13 protein-coding genes, 1 tRNA gene and 3 pseudogenes are annotated in these 15,933 nt (G+C 56.2%); all 17 read left to right on the plus strand.

Annotated features, from left to right (window positions below; translation table 11 throughout):
- Window positions 1–253: 253 nt before the first annotated feature.
- The gene (rpsB, locus tag AU14_RS16190) at window positions 254–1,006 is read left to right on the plus strand and encodes a 30S ribosomal protein S2 (protein ID WP_041342506.1); all 753 of its coding nucleotides are present in this window, start codon (window positions 254–256) and stop codon (window positions 1,004–1,006) included.
- A 90-nt stretch (window positions 1,007–1,096) separates the two neighbouring features.
- Window positions 1,097–1,966: a translation elongation factor Ts gene (gene tsf / locus AU14_RS16195; RefSeq protein WP_041342509.1), complete on the plus strand. Its 870-nt coding sequence runs from the start codon at window positions 1,097–1,099 to the stop codon at window positions 1,964–1,966.
- Window positions 1,967–2,148: 182 nt separating this feature from the next.
- Complete coding sequence (gene pyrH, locus AU14_RS16200; protein WP_041342512.1) at window positions 2,149–2,877, plus strand: UMP kinase; 729 nt, start codon at window positions 2,149–2,151, stop codon at window positions 2,875–2,877.
- Window positions 2,878–2,947: 70 nt separating this feature from the next.
- Window positions 2,948–3,505, plus strand: coding sequence for a ribosome recycling factor (frr, locus tag AU14_RS16205; protein ID WP_041342515.1), 558 nt, complete (start codon window positions 2,948–2,950; stop codon window positions 3,503–3,505).
- Window positions 3,506–3,575: 70 nt separating this feature from the next.
- The gene (gene uppS / locus AU14_RS16210) at window positions 3,576–4,346 is read left to right on the plus strand and encodes a polyprenyl diphosphate synthase (RefSeq protein ID WP_041342518.1); all 771 of its coding nucleotides are present in this window, start codon (window positions 3,576–3,578) and stop codon (window positions 4,344–4,346) included.
- Window positions 4,347–4,368: 22 nt separating this feature from the next.
- Window positions 4,369–5,208: a phosphatidate cytidylyltransferase gene (locus AU14_RS16215; RefSeq protein WP_041342521.1), complete on the plus strand. Its 840-nt coding sequence runs from the start codon at window positions 4,369–4,371 to the stop codon at window positions 5,206–5,208.
- A gap of 2 nt (window positions 5,209–5,210) precedes the next feature.
- Window positions 5,211–6,394 (plus strand): annotated as a pseudogene (gene ispC, locus AU14_RS16220) (1-deoxy-D-xylulose-5-phosphate reductoisomerase).
- Between the two features lie 48 nt (window positions 6,395–6,442).
- Complete coding sequence (rseP, locus tag AU14_RS16225) at window positions 6,443–7,792, plus strand: RIP metalloprotease RseP (RefSeq protein WP_041342524.1); 1,350 nt, start codon at window positions 6,443–6,445, stop codon at window positions 7,790–7,792.
- A gap of 44 nt (window positions 7,793–7,836) precedes the next feature.
- Window positions 7,837–10,154 (plus strand): annotated as a pseudogene (bamA, locus tag AU14_RS16230) (outer membrane protein assembly factor BamA).
- A gap of 46 nt (window positions 10,155–10,200) precedes the next feature.
- Window positions 10,201–10,698: an OmpH family outer membrane protein gene (locus AU14_RS16235; RefSeq protein WP_041342527.1), complete on the plus strand. Its 498-nt coding sequence runs from the start codon at window positions 10,201–10,203 to the stop codon at window positions 10,696–10,698.
- 42 nt (window positions 10,699–10,740) lie between these two features.
- A complete protein-coding gene (gene lpxD / locus AU14_RS16240) occupies window positions 10,741–11,790 on the plus strand; it encodes a UDP-3-O-(3-hydroxymyristoyl)glucosamine N-acyltransferase (RefSeq protein WP_041342530.1) in 1,050 nt (349 codons plus the stop codon).
- The gene (fabZ, locus tag AU14_RS16245; protein ID WP_041342533.1) at window positions 11,777–12,214 is read left to right on the plus strand and encodes a 3-hydroxyacyl-ACP dehydratase FabZ; all 438 of its coding nucleotides are present in this window, start codon (window positions 11,777–11,779) and stop codon (window positions 12,212–12,214) included. Before lpxD ends, fabZ begins: the two co-directional genes overlap by 14 nt.
- Complete coding sequence (lpxA, locus tag AU14_RS16250) at window positions 12,214–13,005, plus strand: acyl-ACP--UDP-N-acetylglucosamine O-acyltransferase (protein ID WP_041342536.1); 792 nt, start codon at window positions 12,214–12,216, stop codon at window positions 13,003–13,005. The genes fabZ and lpxA overlap by 1 nt, the downstream gene beginning before the upstream one ends.
- A gap of 18 nt (window positions 13,006–13,023) precedes the next feature.
- Window positions 13,024–14,210: pseudogene (gene lpxB, locus AU14_RS16255) on the plus strand (lipid-A-disaccharide synthase).
- Window positions 14,211–14,212: 2 nt separating this feature from the next.
- Complete coding sequence (gene rnhB / locus AU14_RS16260; protein ID WP_041342539.1) at window positions 14,213–14,908, plus strand: ribonuclease HII; 696 nt, start codon at window positions 14,213–14,215, stop codon at window positions 14,906–14,908.
- Window positions 14,909–14,977: 69 nt separating this feature from the next.
- Window positions 14,978–15,054, plus strand: a tRNA-Met gene (locus AU14_RS16265).
- Between the two features lie 605 nt (window positions 15,055–15,659).
- Window positions 15,660–15,923 carry a fibronectin type III domain-containing protein gene (locus AU14_RS16270; protein WP_236744163.1) on the plus strand — a complete coding sequence of 88 codons (264 nt, stop codon included), beginning with the start codon at window positions 15,660–15,662 and terminating at the stop codon, window positions 15,921–15,923.
- The last annotated feature ends 10 nt before the right edge of the window (window positions 15,924–15,933 follow it).

Consider the following 15,933-nt stretch of genomic DNA (forward strand, 5'->3'; position numbering starts at 1 on the left):
CGGGCTTCCCATTGATTTGTATCAAACCGGCATTTTAAGGGCGCGAGAGGCTGGGTACAAGGAAGGGCGCTGGTAAAAATAATGGCGTTGGCTGCTCGAATTATGGTATAAACGCGCCCGCTGGAAACAAATCCGGCAAATTCACACACGTGTCGGCACGTTGTCCCAGGGTGCCTCCCTTCAGTTAGATGAAGGCGGGTTGGGGCAATCGGACGCGTGGAGGTCTAACCCGAAGCTAAATAAGGTAACTATCATGGCTCAGGTAAATATGCGTGACCTGCTGAAGGCAGGTGCTCACTTCGGTCACCAGACTCGCTACTGGAACCCGAAAATGTCGAAGTTCATCTTCGGCGCCCGTAACAAGATTCATATCATCAACCTTGAGCAGACTGTTCCTGCCATGAATGAAGCGCTGAACTTCATTCAGCAGCTGGCAGAGAACAAGAACAAGATCCTGTTCGTTGGCACCAAGCGTGCTGCGGCCAAGATCGTCAAGGAAGAAGCAGAGCGCGCTGGCCAGCCGTTCGTTAACCATCGCTGGCTCGGCGGCATGCTGACCAACTACAAGACGATCCGTCAGTCGATCCGTCGCTACCGTGATCTGGAAGCCCAGAGCAAGGACGGCACTTTCGACAAGCTGACCAAGAAAGAAGCTCTTGATCGTACCCGTGAAATGGACCGTCTCGAGCGTTCCATTGGCGGTATCAAGGACATGGGCGGCCTGCCGGACGCAATGTTCGTAATCGACGTGGATCACGAGCGTATCGCGATCAAGGAAGCCAACAAGCTGGGCATTCCTGTTATCGGTGTTGTTGATACCAACAGCGATCCGGACGGCGTTGATTACGTGATCCCGGGCAACGACGATGCGATTCGTGCGATCCAGATCTACGTGAAAGCCGTTGCTGACACCTGCATGGAAGCATCGCAGTCTGCAGGTTCAGGCGCTGACGAGTTTGTAGAAGTTAGCGAAGACGCTGAAGGCGCCGCCCCGGCCGCCGAATAAGCGTTAGCTTCACGTTGAGATGTAAAAGTGCGCCCGGGCCTGTTCCGGGCGTACTTCCCACCGAATTCGTAATAGTTGAGAGGATTGAACATGGCTGCAATTACCGCTGCAATGGTCAAAGAGCTGCGTGAGCGTACTGGCCTTGGCATGATGGAGTGCAAGAAAGCACTGGTAGAAGCTGAAGGCAGTGTCGACGCGGCAATCGAAGAGCTGCGTAAGTCTTCAGGCCTGAAGGCCGCCAAGAAAGCTGGCCGTACTGCTGCTGAAGGCGTATCTCTGGTCAAGATTTCTGACGACAATACCGTCGCCTACATTCTGGAAGTAAACTCCGAGACCGACTTTGTTGCTCGTGACGACAACTTCCTGAACTTCGCCAACGACGTTCTGGCCGTTGCTTTCGAAAATGGCGAAACCGACGTTGCCAAGCTGATGGAAGGCGATCTGGAAGCCAAGCGCGAAGCGCTGGTTCAGAAGATCGGCGAAAACATCACTGTGCGTCGTCTGGTTAAAGTTGAAGGCCCGGTTGTCGGTGGCTACGTTCATAGCACCAACAAGATTGCTTGTGTGGTTGCCCTGACCGCTGGCGATTCTGAAACTGCTCGTGACATCGCAATGCACGCTGCCGCTGTTAACCCGCGTGTTGGCAAGCCGGAAGAGATGCCTGCTGAAGAGCTTGAGAAAGAGAAAGACGTCATCAAGGCCCAGCCGGACATGGAAGGCAAGCCTGCCGAAATCGTCGAGAAGATGATGGGCGGCCGGATCAAGAAGTTCCTCAAGGAAAACAGCCTTGTTGAGCAGCCTTTCGTTAAGAACCCGGATCAGACTGTTGGTGAATTGATCAAGTCCGCCGGTGGCGAACTGGTCGAATTCGTTCGTCTGGAAGTGGGCGAAGGCATCGAGAAAGAAGAAGTGGACTTCGCTGCTGAAGTTGCTGCGGCAGCTGGCACCAGCAAGGCCTGATCCTTCTTTCGGCACTGGTTTAACACCACAGTGCCATCTGAGTCTGCCACGTTAGTCAGGTCTGCCTGGCTTTCGTGGCGGGCTTGTATCTGAGATACCCCTTTTTATGAGGAGTATGTCAGATACAAGCCTGCGACGCGTATTACGCCGGACCGCAGCCAACAGACGAAAAGGGGATCCTCATGCCGACATCATCCAAAACCCAGCCCAGATACAAGCGTGTTCTGCTCAAGCTCAGTGGCGAGGCCCTGATGGGGGAGCACGATTTCGGTATTGATCCCAAAGTCCTTGATCGTATGGCCCTTGAGATAGGGGCGCTGATTGGTATTGGTGTGCAGGTCGGCCTGGTTGTTGGTGGCGGCAACCTGTTCCGGGGTGCGGCATTGAACGAAGCCGGCATGGACCGGGTTACCGGTGATCACATGGGCATGCTGGCCACGGTGATGAATGGCCTGGCCATGCGTGACGCCCTGGAGCGGTCTAATATTCGGACCCGGGTAATGTCGGCGATCCCCATGAGCGGCATTGTCGAGCATTACGATCGTCGTCGCGCGGTGCGGGACCTGAAGGACGGTGACGTAGTCATCTTCTGTGCCGGTACCGGTAACCCTTTTTTCACCACCGATTCGGCGGCGTGCCTGCGTGGTATTGAAATCGAGGCGGACGCCGTTCTCAAGGCGACCAAGGTTGATGGCGTATACTCCGCAGACCCTTACTTGGACAGCAGTGCCGAAAAGTACGATCGCCTGACCTACGACGAAGTGCTGGACAAGAAGTTGGGTGTCATGGATCTGACCGCTATCTGTCTGGCCAGGGATCACGGCATTCCGCTGCGAGTGTTTGATATGAACCGGGCGGGCGCTCTGACGCGCATCGTAACCGGCGAGAAAGAAGGTACACTGATCGAGTAGTCGGGCCTCGGGACCATTGGCCTGAAGCCACGGCAACACATGATTTGACGAATGAATCGAGGATGCTGAAGTGATTAACGACATCAAAGCAGAAGCCGAAAAGAAAATGCAGAACAGCCTGGAGTCGCTCCATTCGGCTTTCAAGAAAATTCGCACTGGTCGGGCGAACCCGGCCATTCTGGACAGCGTCATGGTGAGCTACTACGGTCAGCCAACACCGCTGAAGCAGGTAGCCAGCGTTAACACCGAAGATAACCGTACGCTCACGGTTACTCCGTGGGAGAAGAACCTGGTGCCGACCATCGAAAAGGCCATCATGACTTCTGACCTGGGCCTTAACCCGGCCACCAGCGGCGACGTTATTCGTGTACCCATGCCGATGCTGACCGAAGAGACCCGTAAGGAAATGGTCAAGCAGGCCAAGGCCGATGCCGAGCACGGCCGGGTTTCCATCCGTAACGCCCGTCGCGATGCCAACAGCACCATCAAGGAGTTGCTGAAGGAAAAGGAAATCACTGAGGATGATGAGCGCAGAGGCGAGGACGAGATCCAGAAGCTGACAGACCGCTATATCGCCGAAGTCGAAAAGGCTCTGAAATCCAAGGAAGAGGATCTGATGGCGGTTTGATCGCCAGGATCTTCTTGCACGCGAATGATGATCCGGGGGCTACTTCTCCCCCGGTCGAGCAGAGGGTTTCATGACGGGAACGGTATCCGCAGAGATTCCGATGTCGGCAGAGAGCCGGCCGCGGCACGTGGCAATTATCATGGATGGTAACAACCGGTGGGCGAAGGAGCATCGGTTGACAGGTGTCGCTGGGCACAAGGCGGGCGTGGATGCCGTCAAGGCCGTGGTGGAGACATGCGGGCGCGAAGGAGTGGAGGTGCTCACCCTGTTCGCGTTTTCCAGTGAGAACTGGCGGCGCCCGAAAGACGAAGTGTCGGCGCTGATGAAGCTTTTCCTGTTTGCGCTTGAGCGTGAGGTTAAGAAACTGCACCGCAACAACATCCGGTTGCGGATCATTGGTGATCGTTCAGCCTTTAGTGCCGCGCTGCAGAAGCACATGCACGAGGCAGAAGAGCTCACTCGTCATAACACCCGCATGACCCTGGTTATTGCCGCCAACTATGGCGGACACTGGGACATTGCTGAGGCCAGCCGCAAGGTTGCTGTCAAGGTGCGCGCGGGTGAGCTTGAACCGTCCGATATCACCGATGACCTGATTCAGCAGCACCTGAGTATTGGTGACCTGCCGATGCCGGATCTGATGATCCGCACTGCGGGTGAGCAGCGCATCAGTAACTTCATGCTTTGGCATCTTGCCTACACCGAATTGTACTTTTCCCCTGTGTTCTGGCCTGACTTCAAGGCCGACGAGATGCGCAAGGCGCTACAGGCTTACGCTGGTCGTCAGCGCCGTTTTGGCCAGACCGATGACCAGATAGCCGCCAAAGCCTCACAACAATAACGAAACCATAGCGACGTTCACCGTGTTAAAAACCCGAATTATTACCGCATTGATCCTGGCTCCCATCGCTATTGGTGGCATTTTCTTTTTGCCGCCTCTTGGTTTTGCCCTGTTCACCGGCGCCATCATCACGCTTGGGGCCTGGGAGTGGGCTAATCTGTCCGGGATTGAAGGGCAGGGCGGCCGAGTGGCGTACGCCGCTGTCATTGCCGCGATCCTTTATGGGCTGCTGAACGTACCGGCCGTCGCTGTACTGTGGTTGGCACTGGCCTGGTGGTTTGTCAGTTTCCTGTTGGTTCGCAGCTATCCCGCCGGATCGGCCGGTTGGGGCAGTGTGCCGGTCCGCGCGATCATGGGTTTACTGGTGCTACTGCCGGCCTGGGTAGGTTTGAATCACCTGCGCACCGGCGTGCTGGACTTCGGAACGATCAGCAACAGCCTGTGGGCGATCCTCTACGTATTCTGTGTGGTCTGGGTTGCCGATATTGGTGCCTACTTTGCTGGCCGCGCTTTTGGTAATGCCAAGCTGGCGCCCCGAGTCAGCCCGGGTAAATCCTGGGCCGGTGTCTGGGGCGGACTGGTAGCCGTGGGTGTCTTCGCTCTGCTGGTCAGTTTGATTGTGTCCGCCAGTGTTCCTGAAACGGCATTCCTGATCCTCGCTAGCCTGGCGACCGGGTTGGTGTCGGTGTTGGGTGATTTGCTGGAAAGCATGCTCAAACGGTTTCGCGGTGTTAAAGACAGCAGTCAGCTGTTGCCCGGCCATGGTGGTATCATGGATCGCATCGACAGCCTGACAGTAGCCATTCCCGTGTTTGCTTTAATCATCACCCAACTTGGCTGGCTCACCGCCGGACAGTGGTAACCATGGAAACGCGCCGCCTTACGATACTCGGAGCGACCGGTTCTATTGGTTTGAGCACGCTGGACGTGATCCGGCGCCATCCCGATCGTTTTTCAATTTATGCGCTTACAGCCGGTACTCGGGCGAGCGAGCTGGCGGTGCTGTGTCGTGAGTTTCAGCCGGAGGTGGCGGTGATGGCTGACCCGGCTGCTGCGAAGCTGTTGACTGAGCTTTTGGCTGACTTGCCTGGTATTCGCGTTCTTAGTGGTACCGAGGGACTTTGTGAGGTGGCGTCGGCCCCGACAGCGGATACGGTCATGGCATCTATCGTTGGTGCAGCAGGCCTGCCGCCAACATTGTCGGCCGTTCGGGCTGGTAAGCGAGTGCTGTTGGCGAACAAAGAAGCGCTGGTGATGTCCGGTAAGCTGTTCATGGACGCGGTTGCCGACTCTGGCGCCGAGCTGCTACCGATTGACTCTGAGCACAACGCTATTTTCCAGTGCCTGCCCTCGGAACGGATTCGCGATCCCGAAGGCGCGGGTGTCGCTCGGATCCTGTTGACCGCCTCAGGCGGTCCATTTCGGGAGCATAGCGCTGACGCGTTGAGATCGGTTTCTCCGGCTCAGGCCTGTGCTCACCCGAACTGGTCGATGGGACAGAAAATTTCAGTGGATTCCGCCACCCTTATGAACAAGGGTTTGGAGCTGATTGAAGCGTGCTGGCTGTTCAATACCACACCCGAACGGGTTGAGGTACACGTCCATCCTGAGAGCATTATTCACTCCATGGTTGAGTATGTGGATGGATCGGTGTTGGCCCAATTGGGCAGCCCGGACATGCGCACTCCGATTGCCAATGGCCTGGCCTGGCCCGAGCGCATAGACGCCGGGGTTGCACCTCTGGATCTGTTTTCCATAGGTCGGTTCCATTTTGAGCGTCCAGATCTGGTACGCTTCCCTTGCCTGAGGTTGGCGGCCGAGGCATTTGTCCAGGGCGGTACTGCGCCAGCGGTGCTGAATGCCGCCAATGAGGAGCTGTCGCAGCCTTTCTGGCCGGTAACCTGTGTTTTGCCGATATCCCCGTTATCATAGAGCGGACGCTGGCGGCCACGACGGTGATGCCAGCAGACAGTTTTGAGGCGATTTTCGCTAAGGATTTAGAAGCGAGAGAGCACGCCCGGGAACAGATTGGAATGTTAACTGTCTGAAATTTCGAACATTGTGCTTGTGCGTTTTAGCCACTAACCGGGAATGCTATGCAAATAATCGAAACCATTTTGGCGCTCGCGCTGACCCTGGGCATTCTCGTCACATTGCACGAGTACGGCCATTTCTGGGTTGCCCGTCGTTGTGGCGTCAAAGTGCTCCGATTCTCGGTGGGGTTTGGTAAGCCGTTATTTTCCTGGTATGACCGTCATGGCACGGAGTTCGCAGTTGCGGCGATTCCCCTGGGTGGTTATGTCAAGATGCTGGATGAGCGGGAAGGCCCGGTTCCGGCAGAACTGAAGGACCAGGCCTTCACCTCCAAATCCCCCTCCCAGCGCATTGCCATTGCCGCGGCTGGCCCCGTGGCCAATTTCCTGTTCGCTCTGGCCGCATACTGGTTGCTGGGTATTGTCGGGGTCACCTCTGTCGCTCCCATTGTGGGCGACGTCGCCCCGGATACTGTGGCAGAGCGGATGGGCCTTCGCGAAGGCATGGAGCTGCACGCGGTCGATGGTCATCGGGTTTCGTCCTGGCGCGATGTGAACATGCGCCTGCTGGAGCGAGCGGGTGAGCGTGGCGACATTGCCATGGAGGTCACCGACAACGGCGCGCGAGGAACCATTGCAGGTGAGCTGGGTGGTTGGCGCCTGAGCGAGCAATCTCCGAACCCCCTGGCTGAATTCGGGATTACACCCTGGCGACCTGACATCCCCCCGGTACTTGGACAGATCTCAGAAGGCGGCCGTGCCCAGCAGGCGGGCTTGCAAACTGGCGATCAGGTGTTGGCCGTAGAGGGTGAGCCGGTGGCCAACTGGTTTGACCTGGTGGACTTTATTCAGCAAGCGCCGGAACAGACCCTGACTCTGACCATTCTGCGCGACGGTGCCGAACGCGCGATTCAGGTAACACCGAAAGCAAAAACCGTTGAGGGTAGTGAGACCATCGGGTTTGTCGGGGCTGGTGTTCAGCCCGTGTCCTGGCCAGAGGAAGCACTGCGGGAAGTCAGTTATGGCCCGCTCGCTGCGATTCCCCACGCCGTAAACGAGACCTGGGCAGACACACGGTTGACCCTCGTCGCCATCAAGAAAATGGTGACCGGATTGCTGTCCCCGACCAATCTGAGTGGGCCGATCACCATTGCCCGGGTTGCTGAAGCCAGCGTCAGCTCGGGCTTTGAAGATTTCGTCCGGTTCTTGGCCTATCTCAGTATCAGTCTTGGTGTTCTTAATTTGTTGCCAGTGCCCATTCTCGATGGTGGGCATATCGTTTATTACACCATCGAAGCTATCCGGGGCAGGCCGCTTTCTGACCAGGCGCAGGCACTCGGGTTACGAATTGGTATGGCATTGATTCTTACATTAATGGTGTTTGCTCTTTACAACGACCTGATGCGGTTGTGAGAATTGCGAGCTCTTTACGCGCATTAACCAGGCGAAATATTTGAATGAGACGTTCTCTTCTAGGTGTAGCCATTGGCCTCGCTGTAGCCGCGACTGGCATAAATACAGCCACGGCAGACGAATTTACGGTTGCGGATATTGAGGTTGAGGGCCTGCAAAGGGTATCTGCCGGTACGGTATTTTCATCCTTCCCAGTCAACATTGGTGAGCAGGTCGATCCCTCCGAGCTGGCCGATGCCATCAAATCCCTGTTCCGGACCGGTCTCTTCACTGATATTGAGGCCAGTCGCGATGCTGGCGTTCTGATCCTGACGGTTCGGGAACGTCCCTCCATCAGTTCGATTGAGATTGAGGGTAACAAGAACATCGAGACTGAAATGCTGATGGATGCGCTTTCGGGCGCCGGATTGCAGGAAGGTCAGGTGTTCCGCCGAGCGACACTGGAGCGTCTGGAGCTGGAAATCCTCCGTTCCTATATCGCCCAGGGGCGCTACAATGCGCGGGTCAAGGCGACCGCAGAAGATCAGCCGCGCAACCGTGTTGCTATTCGCCTGGAGATCAACGAGGGCACCGTAGCTGCCATCCACCACATCAATATCGTGGGTAACGAGGAGTTCAAGGACGAGGAGTTACTCGGGCTGTTCGAACTCCAGACCAGTACCTGGTGGAACTCTCTTACCAACTCCGATAAGTATGCCCGTGAACGCCTGAGTGGTGACCTTGAGTCGCTGCGATCCTTCTATCTGGATCGCGGCTACCTGGATTTCAACGTGGAATCGAGCCAGGTTTCCATCTCTCCGGATAAACAGCAGGTATTCATTGCCATCGCGCTCAATGAGGGGCCCCAGTACACCATCTCGGAAATCAACCTGCGCGGCGATCTGATCGTCGGCGAAGAGGAATTGCGTAAGCTGATTCCGGTGGAAGAGGGCGATGTCTTCTCCCGTGCCCGCATGACCGCGATCTCCGAGGCGTTGGCTTTCCGGCTGGGTCGTGAGGGTTATGCCTTTGCCAACGTTAATGCTGTGCCCGAGCCGGGCGAAGACAATACTGCAGCGGTTACCTTCTTTGTTGAGCCCGGAAAGCGTGCTTACGTTCGCCGGGTGAAATTCGATGGCAACGTCTCCACACGGGACGATGTCCTGCGCCAGGAGATGACGCAGATGGAAGGGGGCATAGCTTCCTCTGATCGAATTGAATATTCCAAGACCAAGCTCGAACGCTTGGGCTTTTTCAAGACGGTGGAAGTTGAAACCGTTCCGGTTCCCGGCACCGACGATTTGGTGGATGTGAACTACAGTGTTGAAGAACAGCCCACGGGCAGCCTGTCCGCGTCTGTTGGTTTCTCCCAGGATTCGGGGGTTATCCTTGGTGCCAACGTCTCTGAGAACAACTTCTTCGGTACCGGCAAGCGAGTCTCGTTTGGTGTCAACGTCAGTGACTCAGTGAAAAGTGCCAACGTGTCCTATCTGAATCCGTACTACACAGTGGACGGTGTAAGCCGTGGCTTCAGTCTGTTCGCCCGCGAGACCGACTACGAAGACGAGGACATTTCCTCGTACCTGCTGGATGAATACGGTGGCCGCGTCACCTTCGGTTATCCCACGGACAGCATTACCCGTCTGAACTTTGGTCTGGGCTACACCCAGTCCAACATCAAGGCTGGTACCTTCACGTCCCAGGAAGTGAACGATTTCATCGAGGAGGAAGGCGACTCCTTTAATAACTACTTCCTGTTTGGTAGCTGGCGCCGAAGCACCCTGAACCGGGGTGTCCTGCCAACTGACGGCTACAGCCATTCGGTGTCACTCGATGTGGCGGTTCCGGGCAGCGATCTGACGTTCTACAAGGTGAGTCACAAGACTGATTTTTATCAGCCGATCACCGATTCCGGTAACTGGATTTTCCGCGCCCGGTCAGACATCGGCTATGGCGATGGCTATGGCGATCGCACCCAGATGCCGTTCTACGAGCATTTCTACGCTGGCGGTTATGGTTCCGTCCGGGGTTACGAGGCCAACTCCCTGGGGCCGCGGGCCACCAACAGTCCCAACGACCTGTCTGACCCAGATCCGTTCGGTGGTAATGTGCTGACCGAGGGTAGCCTTGAATTGATTTTCCCGACACCGTTTGCTGGTGACAGTCGCTCGATGCGGACAGCGTTCTTCGTGGATGCGGGTCAGGTGTTTGATACTGACCGTGATTTCGAGCCCGAGCTTGAAGAAGTGCGGTTGTCCGCCGGTGTCGGTTTCCAGTGGATTACCGCCGTCGGCCCGCTGGCTTTCAGTCTTGCGAAGCCTCTGAATGATAAAGATGGCGATGAAACTCAGTCTTCCAGTTCTCGCTGGGCCAGACCTTCTGACGAATGAGCAGCATAAAAACAACGGATTAAACGTAGGAGAAACCCAATGTTCCGAATTTTCATGATGATTGCAGCGGCCCTGATGGTGCTGTCGTTCCCGGCTATGGCCGAGACCCGCATCGGCGTCGTTGACCTGCGCCAGGCACTGTTCTCGTCAAACGATGCGAAGAGTTTCAGTGAGTCACTGCAGAAGGACTTTGCCGCTGACGAAGCCAAAGTACGTGAAGTGCAGGAAGAAGCTCGCAAGCTCAAAGAGCGTCTGGAAAAAGACGGCGCCATGATGAACGAAAGTGAGCGCAGCAAGCTGACAGGCGAATTTCAGGAAAAGGTAAAGGAATTCAACTTCCTGAAGCAGCGTCTTGATAGTGCCGTCGCTCAGCGTAAACAAGCGTTCCTTGAGCAAGCCCGCCCGGAAGTCGATCTCGCTGTGGAAGAGTTGCTTGAAGAGAACGATCTCGACATTATCCTGCCCAGCGAAGCGGTGGTTTATGTGAAGCCGGAGATGAATCTCACCCCGCAGCTACTTGAGAAGCTGAACCGTTAACTTCCAAGCGGGTATCCCCGGACTGTTTTTAGGGAGCGAGTGATGACAAAGAAGTCCTTCCGGCTCGGCGAAATCGCCACGGCGTTGGGCGCCGAACTCAAGGGTGATCCAGACCTTGAGGTGACCGGACTCGCCACGCTGCAGGCAGCGATACCGGGTCAGATCAGTTTTCTGGCGAACCCGTCCTATGCCAAGTACCTGGCGAATACCCAGGCGTCGGCTGTGATCATGTCTCCGGCAGCCGCCGGCGACTCTGAAACCAATGTACTGTTACTCGATAATCCCTATCTGGGCTACGCTCGTCTGAGCCACTGGTTTGATCCAGAGCCCGTTGCCCAGCCAGGCATTCACCCGGCGGCCGTAGTGGACCCGGATGCCCGTGTGGCGGACACCGCGTCGATTGGCCCCAACGTGGTGATCGAGGCCGGCGTTGTAGTTGGCGAGCAGGTTGTGATCGGCGCCGGCTCGGTCATTGGTGCGCGAGCTCAAATTGGTGCTGGCACAGTAATCCGGCCGCGCGTGACTCTGGCTCACGATGTGGTTCTGGGGCAACGTTGCCACATTTTGAGCGGCGCTGTGATCGGATCGGATGGGTTTGGATTTGCCAACGAGAAAGGCGTCTGGCAACGAATTGCCCAGCTAGGCCGTGTGGTGTTGGGTGATGATGTGGAAGTGGGTGCAAACACTACCATCGACCGCGGTGCGCTTGACGATACTCTGATCGGAGACGGCGTGAAGCTCGATAACCTGATTCAGATCGCGCACAACGTGCAAATTGGTGATCACAGTGCCATGGCTGCCATGGTCGGTATCGCCGGCAGTACGCGCATTGGTCGCCACTGTGTGTTTGGCGGCGCCTCCGGCGTTGCCGGCCACCTTGAGATCGCAGACCAGGTGCATCTGACCGGAATGACCCTGGTGACCGGCGATATCCGGGAATCTGGCGTATATTCCTCGGGCACCAGTGCGGATACCAACCGGCAGTGGCGCAAGAATGCCGTTCGATTCCGGCAGCTGGATGATCTGGCGCGACGAATTAGAGACCTGGAAAAGAAATCAAAGGCTGAGGCCAAGCAAGATGATGGGAATTGACGAAATTCTGGAATACCTGCCGCATCGCTATCCGTTCCTGCTAGTGGACCGGGTGACCGAAGTGGAGAAAGGGAAATCAATTAAGGGTTATAAGAACGTCTCAGTCAACGAGCCATTCTTTCAGGGCCACTTCCCCAATAATCCGATCATGCCGGGTGTGCTGATCATCGAGGCCATGGCGCAGCTTTCTGGCATTCTCGGATTTGTGACCGTGGGACGGAAACCCGCTGACGGCGTGGTACAATACCTAGCTGGATCCAGCAAGGCACGCTTCAAGCGGCCTGTGTTGCCGGGAGACCAACTCTGCATGGAGTCAGAGCTGATATCCGGCAAGCGTGGCATCTACAAATTCGAATGTCGGGCATTGGTCGACGGTGACGTCGTGTGCGTGGCAGAGATTCTGACCGCTGAGAGAGAAGTTTGATGGCGACAAGTGACTGGTCGGGTGTTCATCCTCAAGCGATTGTAGACCCATCAGCCAAACTCGCGGACAACGTGACCGTTGGCCCGTGGAGCTACATTGGGCCCGGCGTTGAGATCGGGGAAGGTACCGAGATTCTGTCCCATGTGGTTGTGAAGGGGCCGACAGTGATCGGTCGCAACAACCGGATTTTCCAGTTCTCCAGTATTGGAGAGGAATGCCAGGACAAGAAGTACGCGGGTGAACCGACGACGCTGACGATCGGTGATAACAACGTCATTCGCGAGAACTGCACAATCCACCGGGGCACGATCCAGGATCGTGGTGAAACCCGGATTGGCAGCGGTAATCTTCTGATGGCCTATGTGCACGTTGCTCACGACTGTGTGGTGGGTGATAACGCTATTCTGGCCAACTGCGCGACCCTGGCGGGTCACGTGAACGTGGGTGATTTCGCCATTCTGGGCGGTGGCACCATGGTGCACCAGTTCTGTCAGATTGGCCCCCACAGTATGGCGGCCGGCGGCAGCATTGTGCTCAAGGATATTCCTGCTTACGTGATGGCCAGTGGCCAGTCCGCCGAGCCCCATGGCATGAACGTAGAAGGTCTGAAACGCCGTGGGTTCAGCAAGGAAGTCCTGCTGACGCTGCGTCGAGCTTACAAGGTGATCTATCGCCAGGGGCTCACGACCGAGCAGGCGGTGGAAGAGTTGACCAACGCCTATTCGGATATTCCTGAAATACGCCCCCTCATTGACTCCCTTCGTGGAGCGCACCGCGGCATCATCCGCTAATCTGGCGGGAGCCTGCTGGTGACGGACCATCCTAAGCAGAGCGCGGTTGTCAGCGACCGCGCCATTACGTTCGGAATCATTGCCGGTGAGGCTTCCGGTGATATTCTGGGTGCCGGTTTAATCCGCTCTCTTCGCGCTCGCTATCCCAAGGCCCGTTTTGTCGGCATTGGCGGCGACGACATGATCGCCGAGGGCTTTCATTCGCTGGTGCCCATGGAGCGGCTTTCGGTGATGGGGCTGGTTGAAGTGCTGGGCCGCATCCGAGAGCTGTTCCAGATTCGGGCTCGCTTGCTGGAGTACTTCTTCACTACGCCGCCGGATGTGGTGATCGGAATCGATTCTCCGGACTTTACCCTTGCTATCGAACGCCGTTGCCGTGATGCGGGCATCCCATCGGTTCATTATGTCAGTCCATCGGTCTGGGCGTGGCGCCAGAAGCGCATCTTTAAGATAGCCAAGTCCGTTAACCTGATGCTGACACTGTTTCCGTTTGAAGCTCGATTCTATGAAGAGCATCAGGTGCCTGTGGCGTTTGTCGGTCACCCGTTGGCTGATCGGATACCGATGGTCCCGGAAACCGGAAGGGCGCGTCAGGAACTGGGTCTGGACGACCAGGCGCCGCTGCTGGCGGTGCTGCCCGGAAGCCGGGCTGGTGAGGTTGAGCGCCTGGGTACCTGTTCCTTGAAGCCGCGCGTTGGATCCAGGAAAAGCGGCCGGATCTGCAATTGGTGATTCCTTGTGTCAATCGGGATCGGGAGCGGCAGGTGCGGGACCTGGTAGACGCCCTGGAGGTGAAACTTCAGGTGACCATTGTCCGAGGTCGTTCACGGGAGGTGATGGCAGCGTCCGATGTGGTGCTGTTAGCCTCCGGTACTGCCACTTTGGAAGCAATGCTGCTGAAAAAGCCTATGGTGGTTGGCTATCGGCTGAGTGATTTCAGCTACGCATTGCTGTCCCGGTTAGTGAAAATCCCCCATGTGGCGTTACCGAACTTGCTGGCCAAGAAGGCATTGGTTCCTGAGTTGTTGCAGGCTGACGCAAGCCCTGAATCCCTGGGCGCGGCTGTACTCGAACGTCTGGAAAATGAGAGCGAGCGTCAGCGACTGGTCGATGCCTTTACCGAGTTGCATCACACGCTCAGACAGGATGCGGATGAAAAGGCGGCGCAGGCAGTCTCAGAATTGCTGGAAAGGAAACGAGGTTAATCATGGCGCGTGTCGAGCTGCCGCCGTTTGAATGTTCCTATCGAGGCTCCCTGCTGGCGGGTGTGGATGAAGTCGGGCGCGGGCCATTGATTGGTGCAGTCGTCACTGCGGCGGTCATCCTGCACCCTGACCGGCCCATTGCAGGGCTTGCCGATTCCAAGAAACTGACGGAAAAAAAGCGCAACGCACTTTACGATGAGATCATGACCAAGGCTGAGGCCTGGTGCATAGGCCGATGCGAGGCTTATGAGATTGATCAGTTGAATATCTATCAGGCCACCATGGTCGCCATGGAGCGTGCCGTTGAGGGGCTGGGAGTTGAGCCGGAGTATGTGCTGGTGGACGGCAACCGGTGCCCTAATTGGCGCTGGCCCTCCGAACCGGTAGTGAAGGGCGATAGCCGGGTTGAGGCAATCAGTGCCGCATCGATCCTGGCCAAGGTGGCGCGGGATCGGGAAATGGAGGTGCTGGAGCAAACGTACCCGGGTTATGGGCTGGCCAAGCACAAGGGCTACCCGACGCCCGTACATCTGGAGGCACTGAATCGCCTGGGCGCGACTCCTGAACATCGTAGTTCCTTCCGCCCCGTTCGTGAAGCTATTGATGCGGTTGGTCTTTGGCAGCCGCCCAGTACGACTGAGCGCGTGGGTACCGAAGACCTGTCCTTTCCAACTGATTTGTTTGAAAATAGTGATTGACAGGGCGCCGTTAGCTCCCTATTATACGCGCACGTTGATCGGGGTTGCCCCGGTAAACAACCAGTTTGATGCGGGGTGGAGCAGTCTGGTAGCTCGTCGGGCTCATAACCCGAAGGTCGTAGGTTCGAATCCTGCCCCCGCTACCATCTTTGAAAGACGGATCAGTTTTCTGATCCGTCTTTTTTTTGTGCTCAAGAAAGGTCGAATGGTTTAGTCGGCTTGTTCGCATGTTTCATCTTGCTAATCCGCTCATTATTCGCCGACACTTTGACGAGTTTAGTGTCGTTTAATGTCGGAAATATTGACGCTATTCTGACGCCACGACCCAGCTTCCTCCAGAATCCTTGTTGAATCTGACGTATTTTTACGCCTGTTTTCTGTCTTTTTTGTAAGTAATACCACGTAGCCGCATGTCATTTTGGGCAAAAAATTGCCTAAGAAACAGTGTCATGGGGCTTTTTATTACCTATTCCTGTCGAAAAATTGACCGATTTGTAATTAGGAAAACGACGTTTGTCACATTTAATATCGGCCTCGTTTTATACAATTTTACAAAATCGACGGAATAATGGTGGGTATACGCATGAAACGCGTCAGCAAAATGTCAACGGCATGGATCGCCGCGTTTTTGATGGGAGCTCTTTTAACAGGTTGTGGTGGCGGATCTTCCGGCTCTAGCGGCTCAGGTTCTTCGTCAGTCACAGGAGCCGGCAGTGTCGGTGGGGGTGTCTCAGGCCCGCGCACGGCGGTGTTGAGCTGGAATGCGCCCCTGACTCGCGTCAACGGCGAAAGCATTCCGATGGGGGAGCTGGACCGGTATGTGATCCGCTATGGTCAGGATGACGAGAACCTGACCGAAGAAGTGGTGGTGACCAATGCCCAGGCCCAGGCTGAGATGTCTTACGCAATCAGTGGGCTCGATAATGGTATCTGGTACTTTACCATTCAGGTTCAGGACACCAGCGGTCTCATTAGTGAGCCCTCAGACGTTGTTAGCAAATCTGTACAGTCTTAACCGCGATTTA

Origin of the sequence: Marinobacter similis, from assembly GCF_000830985.1 — a bacterium.
In the GTDB taxonomy this organism is placed as follows: Bacteria; Pseudomonadota; Gammaproteobacteria; order Pseudomonadales; family Oleiphilaceae; genus Marinobacter; species Marinobacter similis.

What these genes read in the sequence shown, in the direction of transcription:
- rseP (WP_041342524.1), top strand. Translation starts at nt 6,443, where the DNA reads ATGCAAATAATCGAAACCATTTTGGCGCTCGCGCTGACCCTGGGCATT.
- fabZ (WP_041342533.1), top strand. Translation starts at nt 11,777, where the DNA reads ATGATGGGAATTGACGAAATTCTGGAATACCTGCCGCATCGCTATCCG.
- lpxD (WP_041342530.1), top strand. Translation starts at nt 10,741, where the DNA reads ATGACAAAGAAGTCCTTCCGGCTCGGCGAAATCGCCACGGCGTTGGGC.
- AU14_RS16235 (WP_041342527.1), top strand. Translation starts at nt 10,201, where the DNA reads ATGTTCCGAATTTTCATGATGATTGCAGCGGCCCTGATGGTGCTGTCG.
- lpxA (WP_041342536.1), top strand. Translation starts at nt 12,214, where the DNA reads ATGGCGACAAGTGACTGGTCGGGTGTTCATCCTCAAGCGATTGTAGAC.
- uppS (WP_041342518.1), top strand. Translation starts at nt 3,576, where the DNA reads ATGACGGGAACGGTATCCGCAGAGATTCCGATGTCGGCAGAGAGCCGG.
- rpsB (WP_041342506.1), top strand. Translation starts at nt 254, where the DNA reads ATGGCTCAGGTAAATATGCGTGACCTGCTGAAGGCAGGTGCTCACTTC.
- rnhB (WP_041342539.1), top strand. Translation starts at nt 14,213, where the DNA reads ATGGCGCGTGTCGAGCTGCCGCCGTTTGAATGTTCCTATCGAGGCTCC.
- pyrH (WP_041342512.1), top strand. Translation starts at nt 2,149, where the DNA reads ATGCCGACATCATCCAAAACCCAGCCCAGATACAAGCGTGTTCTGCTC.
- tsf (WP_041342509.1), top strand. Translation starts at nt 1,097, where the DNA reads ATGGCTGCAATTACCGCTGCAATGGTCAAAGAGCTGCGTGAGCGTACT.